At 57.3% G+C, this 15190-nt stretch carries 11 protein-coding genes, 1 tRNA gene and 1 pseudogene; 4 read left to right on the top strand and 9 right to left on the bottom strand.

The window, feature by feature from the left end; all coding sequences use genetic code 11:
• Positions 1–52: 52 nt before the first annotated feature.
• A tRNA-Arg gene (locus SRBAKS_RS12510) sits at positions 53–129 on the bottom strand.
• Positions 130–340: 211 nt separating this feature from the next.
• Between SRBAKS_RS12510 and SRBAKS_RS12515 the strand changes: the two genes are divergently transcribed.
• A complete protein-coding gene (locus SRBAKS_RS12515) occupies positions 341–1462 on the top strand; it encodes an FIST signal transduction protein (protein ID WP_229591233.1) in 1122 nt (373 codons plus the stop codon).
• Entirely contained in the window at positions 1459–3111 is a 1653-nt protein-coding gene (locus SRBAKS_RS12520) for a PAS domain-containing sensor histidine kinase (protein ID WP_229591234.1), read from the top strand. Before SRBAKS_RS12515 ends, SRBAKS_RS12520 begins: the two co-directional genes overlap by 4 nt.
• Positions 3112–3152: 41 nt before the next feature.
• On the opposite strand, the gene gltA is transcribed toward SRBAKS_RS12520, so the two are convergent.
• The 4 genes and pseudogenes from gltA to SRBAKS_RS12540 all read right to left on the bottom strand — a co-directional run bounded on the left by gltA (position 3153) and on the right by SRBAKS_RS12540 (position 6800).
• Positions 3153–4535: an NADPH-dependent glutamate synthase gene (gene gltA / locus SRBAKS_RS12525; protein WP_229596973.1), complete on the bottom strand. Its 1383-nt coding sequence runs from the start codon at positions 4533–4535 to the stop codon at positions 3153–3155.
• A gap of 48 nt (positions 4536–4583) precedes the next feature.
• A pseudogene (locus tag SRBAKS_RS12530) lies at positions 4584–5414 on the bottom strand (sulfide/dihydroorotate dehydrogenase-like FAD/NAD-binding protein); the annotation flags it as partial.
• Between the two features lie 405 nt (positions 5415–5819).
• A complete protein-coding gene (locus SRBAKS_RS12535) occupies positions 5820–6245 on the bottom strand; it encodes a pyrimidine dimer DNA glycosylase/endonuclease V (protein ID WP_229591235.1) in 426 nt (141 codons plus the stop codon).
• 6 nt (positions 6246–6251) lie between these two features.
• Positions 6252–6800 (bottom strand): hypothetical protein, encoded by a 549-nt coding sequence (locus tag SRBAKS_RS12540; protein ID WP_229591236.1) that lies wholly within the window; start codon positions 6798–6800, stop codon positions 6252–6254.
• 380 nt (positions 6801–7180) lie between these two features.
• On the opposite strand from SRBAKS_RS12540, the gene SRBAKS_RS12545 reads away from it, so the two are divergent.
• A complete protein-coding gene (locus tag SRBAKS_RS12545; RefSeq protein WP_229591237.1) occupies positions 7181–8974 on the top strand; it encodes a 30S ribosomal protein S1 in 1794 nt (597 codons plus the stop codon).
• A gap of 11 nt (positions 8975–8985) precedes the next feature.
• Entirely contained in the window at positions 8986–9891 is a 906-nt protein-coding gene (gene sppA / locus SRBAKS_RS12550) for a signal peptide peptidase SppA (protein WP_229591238.1), read from the top strand.
• 254 nt (positions 9892–10145) lie between these two features.
• Here sppA and SRBAKS_RS12555 read toward each other — a convergent pair whose 3' ends face one another.
• From SRBAKS_RS12555 to SRBAKS_RS12570, 4 genes are all read right to left on the bottom strand, one after another.
• Positions 10146–12443 (bottom strand): PAS domain S-box protein, encoded by a 2298-nt coding sequence (locus SRBAKS_RS12555; protein WP_229591239.1) that lies wholly within the window; start codon positions 12441–12443, stop codon positions 10146–10148.
• Between the two features lie 108 nt (positions 12444–12551).
• Complete coding sequence (locus tag SRBAKS_RS12560; RefSeq protein ID WP_229591240.1) at positions 12552–13439, bottom strand: zinc dependent phospholipase C family protein; 888 nt, start codon at positions 13437–13439, stop codon at positions 12552–12554.
• Between the two features lie 83 nt (positions 13440–13522).
• A complete protein-coding gene (locus tag SRBAKS_RS12565; protein ID WP_229591241.1) occupies positions 13523–14293 on the bottom strand; it encodes an HD-GYP domain-containing protein in 771 nt (256 codons plus the stop codon).
• Between the two features lies 1 nt (position 14294).
• On the bottom strand, positions 14295–15158 hold the full coding sequence (locus SRBAKS_RS12570) for an SDR family oxidoreductase (RefSeq protein WP_229591242.1): 864 nt from the start codon (positions 15156–15158) through the stop codon (positions 14295–14297).
• Positions 15159–15190: the final 32 nt, after the last annotated feature.

Below are 15190 nucleotides of genomic sequence, written 5' to 3' on the forward strand. Positions count from 1 at the left end.
GGCCGGTACGAAAAAGGGGCTAGCAATTTCTCGCTAACCCCTTGATTTCTTATGGTGCGCCAGGGAGGATTCGAACCCCCGGCCGTCGGCTTAGAAGGCCGATGCTCTATCCAACTGAGCTACTGGCGCACTGGTGGTCTTGATAATAACGAGGGGCAATAAGGTCAAGGATATTCGTACGGTCTTTTTGATGGGGTGGTCTGGTGTCAGACCGTAACGAGAACACAGAACGTGCGCGGCTGCATATAATCATGGCATTGTTGTGTCTGGATTTGGCATGGTCACATAACAGGATGTTTGATTGGAGCAGTTATGATGAGTCCGTCCGAGAGGTATGGTTATGAAGGCATATGTTGATAGGAAAGGGACCCCGGAGGCATTGCAGGAGTTGTTCGAGACCGCCCTGCGCGAAGGGCCTGTCGGGTGTCTGCTCGTTCTTTCCTGTGATGAAAACGCCTTTACGCCCGAAGTGTTGGACCCGATCCTGAAAGCGGTCCCGGTTCCGCTTTTCGGCGGTACCTTTCCGGCGATTATCAGTGAGCATCAGGTCCTGACCCGCGGCAGCATTGTCGTGTCCATGGAGCGCAGCGCCGAGATCTACCACGTGTCGAACATAAGCGACCCGGAGGTGGACATCGAAGCTGTCCTGGATTCCCAGGTGGGCGAGGAAGAGTGCAAGACGCTGCTGGTGTTCATGGATGGGCTGGCGTCCCGCATCAAGGTTTTCATCGATTCCCTGTATACCATCTTCGGCCTTGAAATTAACTATGTGGGGGCAGGCGCCGGATCGGCGTCACTGATAAGGAAGGCCTGTCTGATCACCAACAAGGGCCTTGTGAAGGATAGCGCTGTTCTGGCCACGCTTGATATGGAGAGCGGGGTGGGGGTACGCCATGGGTGGACCTCCATCAGCGGTCCATACAAGGTCACCGAGTCCGAAGGCAACGCCATAATAAGTCTGGATTGGCACCCGGCCCTTGAAGTCTACAGAGCCGTTGTAGAGGCGTATTGCGGGTGTTCGTTTGACGATTCTCCTTTTCTGAATATTGCCAAAGGGTATCCTTTCGGCATCGAAAAGCTGGGGGCCGAGAAAGTTGTCCGCGATCCGGTTGGACTGGACAAGGACGGCAATATGGTCTGTGTGGGAGAATGTCCTGCCGGTGAGTATGTGGACATCCTGCACGGCAGGCCTTCGGGACTTGTCAAAGCCTCCGGGGATGCAATGCGGCAGGCCCGGGCCGATTTGCCAGACTCGGTCACGCCGGGGCTGCGGCTGTTTCTGGATTGCTTCTCCCGTCTGCTCTTTTTGGATGACGCATACGCGGCAGAGCTGGATGCCGTCACCTCCGACGATGTCATCAATATCGGCGTCTGTTCCATCGGGGAGATTGCCAACAGCGGCAAGGACTATCTTGAATTTTACAACAAGACCTCGGTGATTGCCCTTCTGGAGGGTGAATGAAATCATTGATCCAGGAGCGCCTCGCATACGAGATTGTCATGTCCATCGGCAACAGCCTGGAGCTTGTCCCCATGCTCAGGGAAGGACTGCCGACCTATTTACGCAAGCTCAACTGTCTGGCCGGGGCCGTGTTGCGTCATGTGGAGTCGGAAGGGACCCACTCCTTTGAGACCGTGTATGCCATCCCCAAGCGTATGGGGCGCAACAGTGTGCTCAAGACGGTGCTCGGCCTGATTCCTCAGGAACTCGACACGGATGCGTATGCCGCTTTCATGGATGGACTGCCCCATCTGGAAACATGTGACGACTATCGGTCCTATCTTCTGGATCTTCCCGGGTTCGGGTTGCTGCTTCTTATCCGCAGCGCGCCGGGATTTTCTGACACGGATATCAAATCCCTGGCCCCGATAAACGTCAAGCTGGGCGGGGCGTGCCGATCCTGTGACGCCAATGAACGGTTGCAGGCCGAGATACTGGAGCGCAACAAGGCCGAGGAAAAGTACCGTGCCATTGTCGATAACGCCATGGACGGTATCTATCAGACAACCCCTGACGGGCGATATGTCCATGCAAATCCGGCTCATGCGCGCATGATGGGGTATGCTTCACCTGAAGAGCTCATGGCCCAGGTGAATGACATTGGGAAAACCCATTATGTGCATCTTGAGGACAGGGAGCGGTTGATCGAGATTATTGAACGGGACGGGCAGATTCATGGCTATGAATTGGAATTTCGCCGAAAGGACGGCTCTATCGGATGGATGTCCACATCGGCCCGCCTGCATACCGACGCGCAGGGCAATGGCCTGTATTTTGAGGGGACGTCACAGGATGTGACCCGGCAGAAATTGGCGGAAAAAGCCCTGCTTGAAGCCAAACTGGAAGCGGAGCGGTTGAGTCAGGTGAAGTCAAACCTGCTCTCCATGGTGTCCCACGAGTTGAGAACGCCCCTGACATCCATCCTCGGATTTGCCAAGATAATCCGAAGAGGACTGACGCAACTTGATTCCAGGGATGAACAATGTCTTGAGTCCCTGACCCATTTCCTGAGTCGGCTGGAGGGGAATACGAAAGTCATCATCACCGAAGGAGAGCGGCTGACAGAGTTGATCAACAATGTCCTGGATCTGACCAAGCTTGAGGCCGGCCAGTATGAGTGGAATATAGAGCGGATGTCAGTCGCCGAGATGCTCAGGCATTCGCTCGACACGACGAACGTGCTTTTTCTCGATAAGCCCATCACCTTGGTACGGGATGTTCCCGATGATCTGCCGGAGATCGAGTCCGACCACGATCGGCTGGTGCAGGTGAGCATCAACCTCATTTCCAATGCCGCCAAGTTTACGCCGGAAGGCGAGGTGACCGTGTCCGCGCGGGAAGAAGGCGACCGCGTCGTGGTCCGGGTGGCTGATTCTGGCATCGGTGTCCTGGATGATGAAAAAGACCTTGTCTTTGAGACCTTCCGTCAACTGGGCAACACGCTGACGGACAAGCCCAAGGGAACTGGCCTGGGATTGCCCATCTGCAAGGAGATCGTGGAGTACCTGGGCGGGCGGATCTGGCTTGAGGACAACACGGGTGGTGGCAGTGTCTTTGCCTACTCGCTCCCTGTCAAGGCGTCATGCCCCCTGTCTCCCGAAACTGATTGATCGCTACCCGTCGCGGCAGCAGCGAATCGTCCCGATTGCGTTTAGTCGCAGTTGAGCCGACGTGCGATTTCCTTGGCAGCCTTGCGTCCGGCCCCGGCAGCCAGAATGACTGTGGCCGCACCGGTCACGATATCTCCGCCTGCAAACACGTTTTTCATGCTGGTCTCGGAGGTGTTATCGTCCACTTCCAGGTAGCCCCACTTGTTGCATTTGAGGTCGGGCTCGGTTTCCAGCAGTACCGGGTTCGAGGTGGTGCCCACGGCGATGATGGCCAGATCGGTTTCAAGGACGCTGACATCTCCACTCACAGGGACCGGGCTTCTGCGGCCTGATGCGTCGGGTTCACCCAGCTCCATGCGCTGAATGGAAACCGAGCCGAGCTGGCCGTCGCTGTTGGCGTGAAATTCCGTCGGGCCGGAAAGGCAGTCCATGATCACGCCTTCTTCTATGGCGTGTTCGATCTCTTCTTTTCTGGCAGGCATTTCTTCTACTGTCCGGCGGTAGACGATGCGGGTCTCTTCCGCGCCCAGCCGCATGGCGGTACGGGCAGCGTCCATGGCCACGTTTCCGGCTCCGAAGACCGTGACCTTGCGGCCACGCAGGACCGGGGTGTCGTAGTCGGGAAAATCATAGGCCCGCCCCAGGTTGACGCGGGTCAGGTATTCATTGGCGGAAAAGACGCCGCGCAGGTTCTCGCCCGGAATGTTCAGGAAACGGGGGAGGCCCGCGCCCGTGCCGATGAAGACAGCCTGATAGCCCTGGTCAAAGAGCTCCTTAATGGTGAAGGTCTTGCCCGCAACAGCGTTGGTCACGAACTCGACGTCCAACTCTTCCAGCGCCTTGATCTCCTTGGATACGATGCTCTGCTTGGGCAGACGGAATTCGGGGATGCCGTAAACCAGCACCCCGCCAAGCTCGTGCAGCGCCTCGAAAACAGTGACCTTGCAGCCGCTGATGGCCAGGTGTCCGGCTACTGTCAGGGAAGACGGGCCGGAGCCGATGCAGGCCACTTTCTTTTCGGGGTCGATGATGGGACAGGCCCGTTCGCCTGAAAGCAGATCGCAGGCATCGCGGTGCAGGTACACGTCGGCCACGTACCGCTCCAGACGACCGATGGCGATGGGGTTGCCTGTCTTGCCCAGAATACATTGTCCTTCACACTGAATCTCCTGAGGGCAGACTCGGCCACAGACAGCGGGCAGTGCGTTGGTTTTCTTGATGATCTTGTAGGCACCTTCAACATGGCCGGCAGCCAGCTTCTTGATGAAGGCGGGGATGTCCACTTCCACGGGACAGCCCTGAACGCATTTGGGCTTCTTGCATTGCAGGCAGCGTTTTGCCTCGCGCATGGCCAGATCCAGGGTATACCCCAGAGCGACCTCGTTGAAATTCGTGATGCGCACCTCCGGGGCCTGGTTCGGCATGGGGACGCGCTCTTCGATCTTTTTGGGCTTTTTCTTCTTGTTCTTGCCGCAGGTACATTTGTGGTGTTCCAGAGAAGAACTTTCTATGTCCTTGAAGGATTGCAGCCTGTTGCTCAATTCGTCGAAGTCCACTTCGTGGCCGTCGAACTCGGGGCCGTCCACGCAGGTGAATTTGGTCTTTCCGGCGATGGTCACACGGCAGGCGCCGCACATGCCGATGCCGTCCACCATGAGGGAGTTCAGAGACACGGTGGTCTTGACGTTGAAGGGTTTGGTGGTTTTGGACACGGCCGCCATCATGGGAACCGGGCCAACGGCCACGACCTCGAAGACGCTGGTGTCTTCCTTGAGCCGCTGTTCGAGTAATTCGGTGACCCATCCCTTGTGGCCGTAGCTGCCGTCGTCCGTGCAGATCAGCACTTCGTCGGCAAAGGCCTTGAGTTCGTCCTCAAAGAGCAGCAGGTCCTTGCTGCGTGCGCCGATGACGGCCACGACCCGGTTGCCGGACTCGTGATGGCCCTTGGCGATGTGGTGCATGGCCGCGATACCGGTGCCGCCGCCCACACAGATGACCGTGCCTTCTTTTTCGATATGCGTGGCCTTGCCGAGCGGGCCGCAGAGGTCGAGGATCTCATCGCCCTCTTCCAGCTTTTCCAGCATGAGCGTTGTCTTGCCCTGCACCAGATAGACGATGGTGATGGTGCCGTTTTCCTTGTCCGTGTCGGCAATGGTCAGGGGGATGCGTTCGCCTTTGGGGTCCACGCGAAGGATGACGAAATTTCCTGGCTTCGCTTTTGATGCGATCTCGGGTGCCTTGATGACCAGCTTGCTGGTTTGTCCAGGGATAAGCTTGTCTTTCTTGAGTATTTCATTCGCCATAGTATAGTCCTTCTATCCTTTCCAAAGTGAGTCCGGTTGAACAGAGCCTGTAGCTGCACAGGTGCGTATGTCGGGTCGAGGGTTTTTACGTAGATGTTGCAACTTTTGCAAGAAGAGGTCGTTTAAATTTGCTTTCTTCTGCTTATGCAGGGGGTAACCTGCCCTTGTATCGGCCGAAATGTCCAGTCAAAAACAGGTGTTTGAGTGGAAGTGAAGCAGCGAATTACCAGTGCACGATCGAAGAAGTGTCGGGGTTGTATGCCTTTGTCTGCATGAAACACAGGAGGTGATGGCAGAAAAAGAACAAAGCATGAGATTGGTCAGGGTAAGGCTGAAAAAAGAAAACAGCGATACTGCAAAAAAGATGTTTGAACGGAAAGAGTTGGCTCTGCCGAGAGGGTGTGACTATGTCTTCTCCCAGTCGGCGATGTCTCCTGCCTCCACGATGAACTGTGGGTGGGGTTCCGGCTGTGACGTCTTATGGCGCTCCCATCGGGCAGGGTCCCGTTTTTGGAGCTTGCGCAGCAGGTGTTTCCATTCGTAGGCAAGCTGGCCGGTGGTCGCTGCAACTCGGGGACTATGCGCGGATGTATCGATTTTGCTTGCATCGAATTTGTAGCCCCGCTCGCGGGATTCAGCCAGGACGGCGGCGAGGTAGGCGTCAATGGCCAGGAGGGGGTCGGATTGTGCTCGAAAGCGGATGAGCTGAGGGTGGTTGGTGTACCCTTTGGTTTCACCGTGCAGGACCTTGCGCGCCAGCAACCCTTCACGCCAGAGCGCTGTCAGGCCCTTGGCGTCGAGAAAGCGGGGGTGAACGGTCCAGAGCCGCATGATTGATTAGCGGGTTGCGGCCAGATAGCCGATTTCACAGGAGAAGTCGTTAGTATCCACGGGTCTGCCGTTGAGCAGGTGGCCCAGGCGCATCATGGGGCCGGCGGGAAAGTCCTTGTCCCAGCGTTCGTAATAGCCGGTGAAGCCATACATCCAGAGCATTTCCGAGGCCTGGGTGAAGACCTGCTGAGCCAGATCCTGCCACGTGGTCGAGGTCTCGATTTTCCAGACCGGATACTCGTCCCCGTGTACTTCGCGTTTGCCCTTGAACTCCACCGTGATGTCCAGAACGCCATTGGGTCTGGGCGTGATGTTCCAGTAATAGAGCCAGCCTTCGCCTCCCCACTCGAACTCGCAGTGGCGGTAGTCGGTGTCCATGTCAGTGGGCGCTTCCAGTCCGTGCACGTCGCACAGGCAGCGAAACAGATCCTTGATCGGCTCCGAAAAATTGGAGTGGATACTCAGATCATAGTGGGAGTCATCGTCTATGAGCCGAGCTTCCAGCCAGCCGGATCGCGCCTCGGTAAGATATATTTCAAAACGACCTTCAGACATGCACACGCCTCCAGGGACTAGGGACTATTGTACTTAAAGCGAATGGACTCTACACAACTCCGTCAAGATTATCAAAGGATGCCTTTCCCTTGGGTTTGCCCATTATCCGGTGTCAAACCTTGCGAGAAAAGAGTTTACAGCACACCTGATTTCCGCTACGTACATATCTCTTCTTTATATGGGAGGTCTTCTTTTCGCCAACCGGCTTGAATTCCAAGACTTCTTTTTTAGGAGCGTAAAGATGTCGGAATCAGTCCTCGGACTGACCGCGCTGTCGGGGCTCGCCTGCCTCGGAAACGATGACCCGGAAGCGCTGGTACCGTCACCTTCGAAATATACGTTAAATCTAATTTGACCGAGGTCCGTTGTGGAGGTAACCCATGGAAAAAACTACTGAATCTGTTGAAGTCCCTGAAATGGACATGGAAATGAATTTTGCTGATGCTCTTGATGAGTATCTCAATTCCGATTTCGGAGACCTGGACGAAGGCACCATTGTTGCGGGTGAAGTTGTCAAAGTTGACAAGGACTACGTGCTTGTCGATGTGAACTTCAAGTCCGAAGGCCAGATCCCCGTGTCCGAATTCACCGAGGCCGACGGCACTGTCGCTGTCCAGATCGGTGAAAAGGTCGACGTTTTCGTCGCCCGCAAAAACGAAGCCGAAGGCACCATCTACTTGTCCCGTGACAAGGCCAAGCGGATGCAGCTTTTTGATAAATTGGAAGAGCTGCAGGAGAAGGACGGCGAAGTCGTCGGCCGCATCATCCGTCGCATCAAGGGCGGTTACACCGTCGATCTCGGCGGCATTGAAGCATTCCTGCCCGGTTCTCACGTTGACCTCCGTCCGGTCCCCGACATGGACGCTCTGGTCAATCAGGAATTTGATTTCAAGATTCTCAAGATCAACCGCCGCCGCAGCAACGTCATCGTTTCCCGCCGCGTGCTTCTCGAAGAGCTCCGTTCCGAACAGCGCGACAAGCTGCTCGGCACCCTCGAAGAGGGCCAGGTCGTGGAAGGCAAGGTCAAGAACATCACCGAATACGGCGTGTTCATCGACCTCGGTGGCCTCGACGGTCTGCTCCACATTACAGACATGTCCTGGAAGCGTATCAAGCATCCCAAGGAAATGGTCAACCTGGGCGACGATCTCGAACTGAAGATTCTGAACTTCGACCGTGAAGGTCAGAAGGTCTCCCTCGGCCTCAAGCAGCTCGTTGCTGACCCGTGGGAAAATATCGCTGAAAAGTACCCCGAAGATTCCCGTTTCAACGGCACCATCACCAACCTCGCCGACTACGGCGCGTTTGTTGAGCTGGAGAACGGCGTTGAAGGTCTGGTTCACATCTCCGAGATGTCCTGGACCCGCAAGCTCCGTCACCCCTCCCAGATGGTCAAGGTTGGCGACGAAGTCGAAGTCATCGTGCTCGGCGTCGATCAGGACAAGAAGCGCATCTCCCTGGGCATGAAGCAGATCTCCCCGAACCCGTGGGATGTGGTTGCAGAGAAGTACCCCGAGGGTACCGTGCTCGAAGGCGCCATCAAGAACATCACCGAATTCGGCGTGTTCATCGGCATCGAGGAAGGCATCGACGGCCTGATTCACGTGTCCGACATCTCCTGGACCAAGAAGATCCGTCACCCTTCGGAAGTCTACAAATCCGGCGACGCTGTGCAGGCCAAGGTCCTCACCGTGGACAAGGAGAACGAGAAGTTCACCCTGGGCGTCAAGCAGCTGACCGAAGACCCCTGGACTCAGGTTCCCTCCAAGTACCCTGTAGGTCAGAAGGTCAATGGAACCGTCACCAACATCACTGACTTCGGTCTGTTTGTTGAGGTCGAGGAAGGCATCGAAGGTCTGGTTCACGTTTCCGAGATCAGCCGCAAGAAGATCAAGTCCCCCTCCGAGATGTTCAAGGAAGGCGACGTCATCGAAGCCAAGGTCATCCACGTTTCTGCTGATGAGCGCCGTCTCGGCCTGTCCATCAAGCAGACCACCGAGGAACCTGCTCGCTCCGGCGGCGGCAAGTCCAAGTCCTTTGGCGGCGGCAGCGTAGACGCTGGCTCCACCCTGGGCGATCTGCTTCGCGAGAAGCTGGAAGAAGCCGCTGGCGAAATCCCCATGGATGAGCCTGTCGCAGAAGCCGCCCCTGAGGCAGCTGAAGAAGAAAAGTAAGGAACTCCATCATGCGCGTTGAAGGAACCAGAACTCGTTTCTCTCAACGTCACCCCTTTGTCTTTGGGGTATTGATGATTATATTGGCCGTGGTCCTCTTGATGGGGACCATGGCCTTTTTCCGTTCCATGGGCTGGACGCCTGAATCGCTGGCCATGTCCGGCAAGGACAAGATCGGTGTGGTCCATGTAGAAGGCATGATCTTCGACTCCACCGAGGTGGTTCGCTGGATCAAGGAACTCAAGGACGACACCTCGGTCAAGGGCGTGCTTCTGCGCGTCAATTCGCCTGGCGGGGCCATCGCGCCTTCCCAGGAGATGTATCAGGCCGTCAAAGAGCTGAACATGGTCAAGCCGGTGGTCGCGTCCTATGGATCGGTGGCCGCATCGGGCGGGTATTACTGTTCCGTTCCTTCCCAGCTCATTTTTGCCAATCCCGGTTCCATCACCGCGTCCATCGGTGTCATGGCCGAGTTCGTGACCGTCACCGAGTTCATGGAGAAGGTCGGTATCAAGCCGGAAGTGTTGACCACTGGCAAATACAAGGCCGCGGGAACGCCTATCCGTGATCTCACCGATGATCAGCGGGCCCAGATGCTTGACTTGATGCAGGACCTGCACGAGCAGTTCGTGGACCATGTGGCGGCAGCCCGGCATATGGATCGGGACAAGGTCGCAGCCGTTGCAGACGGACGTGCCGTATCCGGTCGTCAGGCGTTGCAGCTGGGGCTTATCGACGAGCTCGGGTCCATGTCGCAGGCCGTTGTCAGGCTCAAGGAACTGAGCGGCATTCAGGGCGAAGCGGTTCTGCTCGAAGGGCCGGTCAAGGAATACAGCCTCATTCAGGAAATTCTGGGGGCCGTGCATATTGATATTTCATCCGGCATGCCGTCGGGCGTGTCCTTTTCCTATAAATAGCGTACACGCGCTGCTTGTTCAGTCAGCAGGAAAGCCGCCTTTTGGCGGCTTTTTTTGTGGTCACGAAGGGAGCCGGATGAGAGGTGAATGAGAGACGGGAACGCGGTGCTGGCAGCGGAGTCGAGGCCGGGCTGTTCGTGGCGAGAGAGTGTTTCCGTATTGGCTTGAGGTCGTTCGGGCAGGAAGGACTATGCGCGAATCGTCGGTGCCGTGTGGAGAAAAGGACTGGGAGGCTGGCGCTGGATCGGCGCTGTTCAGGAGAGCGGCGTAGCAAGGGGGAGCGTGACCTTGATGGTCGTTTGTCCCGGTAAATCCGTATCCACCGTAATATCACCGCCATGGGTGCGCGCTATCAGTCGTGCGGAGTAGGTTCCCAGCCCGGAGCCGCTGGCAGTGTTGGCGGTTGAATATTTTTCAAAGAACGTGTCGCGTATGGCCGCGGGCACTTCGCCCTGGTTGCGGATGGAGAGACTGATCTTCTCCCTCTTGTCCAGCGTGATGACGATGGCCCCTGAATCTGGTGAGGCTTCCAGGGCGTTGAGCAGCAGATTGGAGAGCATGGAGCACAACAGCTCCTCGTCGCCATTGACGGGGAAATGCCTGTCCGACTGGTGCGAGAGCATCTCAAGACCAATGCTGATGCCCTTGTCTCGTATCTGGGGCTGTACTTCGGCCTTGATTCGTTCGAATATGGCCAGCACATCCACGGTTACGCGATTGAGCACGTAGGTGCCGCACTCCATCTTGTAGAGATCAAGAGAGCGGTTGATGAGTTGCAGCATGGTCTTGCCCGCATTCTCCACGGTTTCAAGCATTGTCTTCTGGGCAGGGCTCAGTCCGCCCCGGCTCCGTATTTCAGCAGGCAGGCCGATGACGGCGCCCAGCGGAGTCTTCAGGTCATGTTTGGCCATGCGTTCGACGTCTTCGCGCAACGCTTCAGCCAGCTTCCTGTCCGTGATGTCTCGTCCGACGCCTTGCATGCCGATTTTTTCGCCGTCATCGTTGAGGAGCAGGCCGATGTGCACCTCCAGCCAGACCGTGGAGCCATCCGCGCAGATGAATTCCATGTCTTCCGTAATGGATGGTATGGTGCCCTCGCGTACCATCTGTCCGTCCAGCGCAGCCACGCTTTCCATAAACCGGGCCTTGGAAGCCGGAGACAGAAATTCTTCCACATGCCGCCCCAGCACGTCGTAGCGCTTGAAGCCGCGCACGGTTTCATCCGACGGGCTGACATAGGTGAAACGAGTATCCGCATCGAGTCCCCAGATCACGTCGCTGACGTTCTCGGCCAACAGTCTGTACTGTTTTTCACGTTGCCGAAGGGCTTCTTCCATGAGCTTGCGGTCCGTGATGTCAGTGCCCACGCACAGCAGGCCGATGGTGGTGCCGTCAGAGGCCACAGTGGCGTCGTTGGCCCAGGCGACCCAGACGATTTCGCCGTTCTTCCGCATATTGACGGTTTCGTTGAACGGGTGTGCGGAAGGCGTTTTGAGGAGTCGGTTCCAGTACCGCTTCATGGAGTTGCCTTCCAGGTCTTTCTCCGGGATCAGTGACCCGACAAGGGGTTTGCCTATCAGTTCTCCGGGGTCGTAGCCGTAAAATTCCTCGGCGTACTCGTTGCAGAAGGTGATGGTGCCGGCAAGGTCCATGTGCAAAATAATTGATTTGGCGTTCTGGACGAGTTGGCGATATTTTTCACGGTCCTTGAACCGTCCCATGATCATGATCAGTACGGCCCACAGTGACACCGGGATCAGGAAAATACAGACACCGCCTCCAGCCAGAATATAGGTGCCGTAGGGCGATCTGCCCCATCCCTGTTTGGGGACACCGGCCAGTTGCCAGATACCGGACGGGAGCGCTATCTCGCGGATTTCCGGGTTCATGTCGAAAACCACCGGGGCACCTGCCAGCATGATGCTGCCCGTCCCCTGCGACTCTGGCGAGCGCAATCCCAGGAGCAGGGGGCCGTCCCGCCTGTCCAATTCGCTTTCCCGGAAAAAGGTTGTGGCATCGGCCACCACTGAGACCACGCCGATCACGGTGTCTGTCTCTGCTGCAAAGACCGGCACAAGCACCGTGAGAATGGCGTCATGACCTTTTTCATGGGTAACAATCATTTGGGACTGGCCTTTCTCCATGGCCAGGAGAGCCAGCGCGCGAACGCCACCCTCTGCAAGACTGGACAGGGGGGCTCCCACTTTGCTCAGTTCACTGGCAGGGTAGACCAGTGAGATCGAGGTGCCGCGGGCAAAGTGCATTGAACGGATGCCCCCGACTTCGGCAAGCAGACCTTGTGAGAGGGCTTCAAATTCCTCTTGGGACATGGTGGGGCTGGCTGACAGGGAGTGGTTCAGGGAGTTTGCCAGATGGAGTCTGGCATTGAGTGCGCCATCAAGGGCGGACTTGTAATCGGCCAGAATATGCATGACCTCGGCGTGCTCCTGCTGCCGATATTTTTCACCGTCCGCATAATAGCCGAGCGCGGTCACACCGGCCACGAAGAGGGCGGCCAGGAGCGGTATGAGGTAGACAAGGCGTTTGAACATGGTGACTGGTTGTATGGTATTGCGACGACCCTTATGGCCGCCTCGCGTCAGTCATAGCAAAACAAGGGGGAAAATGAAATAAACCCGGTGAATGCGTGTGGTCGCGCATCAGCCGACCACGGAGGCCGTGCTCTCCGGGCTGCGAGTGAACGCAGGACGGTCCAGGCAGGTCAGTTTTTTCGGGAGCACAAAGGGGAACTCCACCGTGGTTTTCGCGCCCGCCCGCAGGTCCCGGACCACGCGCAGGTTCCGGCTGCCGATGGGGTCATACGAGACGGCCGGGGATTGTTTGGGGTCGGCCAGAAAGTCGAATACGATATTTTCGGACAGGGTATACATCTCGTCAAACTGTCGGTTGGCGAGCGGCCCGGGCAGCAACCTGTCGGCCAGACGCAGGGAGCGTCCCCACGACTTGCGACCGGTGAAGACCAGGCTGCCCTTGATGATCTGTTTCTTGATCAGGAACGGCCAGCGTTTTTTTTCCATGGTGGACAGCAGGGTGTCGTCCGGGGCGCGGTTGGGCGCACGCAGCACGGCCAGCGCTGTCTCGTGTTCGGCACGGAAGCAGCGATCTGCCTGCATTTCCACATAGATATGCGATAATTTGGAGCCGGCGTTTCTGGCAACCATGGCATTGGGCACGAAATAGTTGTGCGCCACCACGTCGGCGGCGAGGTGGGCCAGATATCCGTAGCCGTATGCGAGGACACGGGCGTCCTGTGCGGATTTGAGCAGCTTGAATCCGGTCACCCAGTTATGGCTGTGGCCCGGACGGAAATCCGTTCCCTTGCCGATGAATATATCAGCGGACAGACAGCCATAGAGGAAAGCGTTGGGATGACGTCCCAGCAGACCGGCAACGAGCGGGGGCAGCGCACCGATGTTCGACAGCACGGAGTTGCCCAGAGCAAGGTGCACACCCGGACCCCAGGCAAAGGCCTGATCCGGCATGATGGCTGCGATGACAAATACGCATATGGCTATAAAGAGCTTCATAAATGATGTTCCCCGGACAAGGACTGTAAGGCTCTGACCGGGAAAGTCAATAAAAGGTGTGTAACAATCCGCTGGCAGAATATCTAGGCCATGCCCTTTTCCCTGATGTCGGTGATGAGGACTTCCACCAAGTCTGCGTCAGCGTAATTGCCTGCCAGTCGGCGGAGGCTTTCAAAGGCTTCTTCGCCTGTCACGCCTTTTTTGTACGGGCGGTCCGTGGTCATGGCGTCAAAGCAATCGGCCACGGCGAGGATGCGCGCCCCCAGCGGAATGTCGGGGCCGTGCAGGCCGCGAGGATACCCTTTCCCGTCAATGCGTTCGTGGTGCGCGTATACATAGTCCAGGGCCGGGCCGAGGAAATCGAGCGCCTTGAGGATGTCGCATCCCCACTGCGGGTGGCTGTGGATTTCCTCCAGCATGGACTTGGTGAGCGGGGTGTCGCCATGGTTGAACATTTGGTCGCTGAAGCCGATCTTGCCGATATCGTGCAGGCTTCCGGCGATGCGGATGTATTCCACTTCGGCGGACGGCAGCCCGAGCCGCTGGGCCATGCGGCGGGCATAGATGCTGACCCGTTCGCCGTGCCCTTCAGAGTAGGCGTCGCGTGCGCCGAGGGCGTGCACGATTGCACCTATGGTATTGATCGAGTCCTGTTTGATCTTGCGCAGCAGTTGCTCAAGTCGGGCCTCTCTCGCCTCGATCTTAATCATCATTATGCCCATGGCCTCGGCCAGCTCCTGAATCTCCGGCTCGATCTCCGGGCCGGTCAGTTCCATCAGGTCTTCGGTGTAGTCGCCCAAGGATATCTTGCGGATAATCCTGAGCAGTTCATCCTGGCCTTTGAGCGGAGTCATGCTATTTCCAGGCTTCGGCGTTGTCGGCAACGAAGTCGGCAAAGGTGCGGGCAGGAGAGCCTGTGAGGTATTCAACGGCCTTGGTCACGTTGCCCGCCATGCCGAGCTTGACCACGCGGCTCAGGCTGACAAGCATGTCGATGTTCCACTGGGGCAGGCCAGCGCCCTGAAGGTTCTCGATGAAGGCTTCCTCGGAGATGGGAGTGTACGTGACGTCAAGACCGCTTGCCGCCGCTATCTGCCCGGCCACCTGGGAGAGAGAAAGCCCCTCGGGACCTGTCAGTGCGTAAAAATTGTTTTCGTGTCCCTCGCTGTTCAGCAACAGCCTGGCCGCACAGTCTGCGATGTCGCGTACGTCGGTGTAGCTGACCGAGGCGTCCTCCTCGGGCAGCGCGATGACGCCGGATTTGATCATCCCTGCGTAGGGGCCGATGAAGTTCTGCATGAAGGTGTTGGGGCGCAGGATGGTGAAGGGAATCTTGGAGTCTTCGATGAACTGGTCCACCATGCCGTTTTCGCGGCCGAGTCGCCAATGGGCGTCAGATGAAGCGGCATAGCCGGAAGAGCGGACGATATATTCGATGTCTGCCTGCTTGGCGGCGTCCACGGCCAGACGACCAAAACGGGTCAGCCGCTCCTGCAGGGGAATCACCAGGAACAGGCGGTCGCATCCGTTCATGGCCTGGACCATGGAGTCGACGTCAGCGAAATCGAAAACGCGCGCGTCAATACCGGTGGCCGCGAGGGCGTCGCCCTTGTCCTGGGAATGGACACCCGCGACCACATCGACATCTTTTTCCGCCAACACGTTCATCAGGGCCGAACCGATGTTTCCGGCGGCTCCTGCAACAAATATCTTACTCATCCATGGCTCCTTCCCCTGTCAGGCAGGGGGCT

It is taken from the genome of Pseudodesulfovibrio sediminis (assembly GCF_020886695.1).
Lineage (GTDB): Bacteria > Desulfobacterota > Desulfovibrionia > Desulfovibrionales > Desulfovibrionaceae > Pseudodesulfovibrio > Pseudodesulfovibrio sediminis.

What these genes read in the sequence shown, in the direction of transcription:
- SRBAKS_RS12515 (WP_229591233.1), top strand. Translation starts at nt 341, where the DNA reads ATGAAGGCATATGTTGATAGGAAAGGGACCCCGGAGGCATTGCAGGAG.
- SRBAKS_RS12520 (WP_229591234.1), top strand. Translation starts at nt 1,459, where the DNA reads ATGAAATCATTGATCCAGGAGCGCCTCGCATACGAGATTGTCATGTCC.
- gltA (WP_229596973.1), bottom strand. Translation starts at nt 4,535, where the DNA reads ATGCCGAACCAGGCCCCGGAGGTGCGCATCACGAATTTCAACGAGGTC.
- SRBAKS_RS12535 (WP_229591235.1), bottom strand. Translation starts at nt 6,245, where the DNA reads ATGCGGCTCTGGACCGTTCACCCCCGCTTTCTCGACGCCAAGGGCCTG.
- SRBAKS_RS12540 (WP_229591236.1), bottom strand. Translation starts at nt 6,800, where the DNA reads ATGTCTGAAGGTCGTTTTGAAATATATCTTACCGAGGCGCGATCCGGC.
- SRBAKS_RS12545 (WP_229591237.1), top strand. Translation starts at nt 7,181, where the DNA reads ATGGAAAAAACTACTGAATCTGTTGAAGTCCCTGAAATGGACATGGAA.
- sppA (WP_229591238.1), top strand. Translation starts at nt 8,986, where the DNA reads ATGCGCGTTGAAGGAACCAGAACTCGTTTCTCTCAACGTCACCCCTTT.
- SRBAKS_RS12555 (WP_229591239.1), bottom strand. Translation starts at nt 12,443, where the DNA reads ATGTTCAAACGCCTTGTCTACCTCATACCGCTCCTGGCCGCCCTCTTC.
- SRBAKS_RS12560 (WP_229591240.1), bottom strand. Translation starts at nt 13,439, where the DNA reads ATGAAGCTCTTTATAGCCATATGCGTATTTGTCATCGCAGCCATCATG.
- SRBAKS_RS12565 (WP_229591241.1), bottom strand. Translation starts at nt 14,293, where the DNA reads ATGACTCCGCTCAAAGGCCAGGATGAACTGCTCAGGATTATCCGCAAG.
- SRBAKS_RS12570 (WP_229591242.1), bottom strand. Translation starts at nt 15,158, where the DNA reads ATGAGTAAGATATTTGTTGCAGGAGCCGCCGGAAACATCGGTTCGGCC.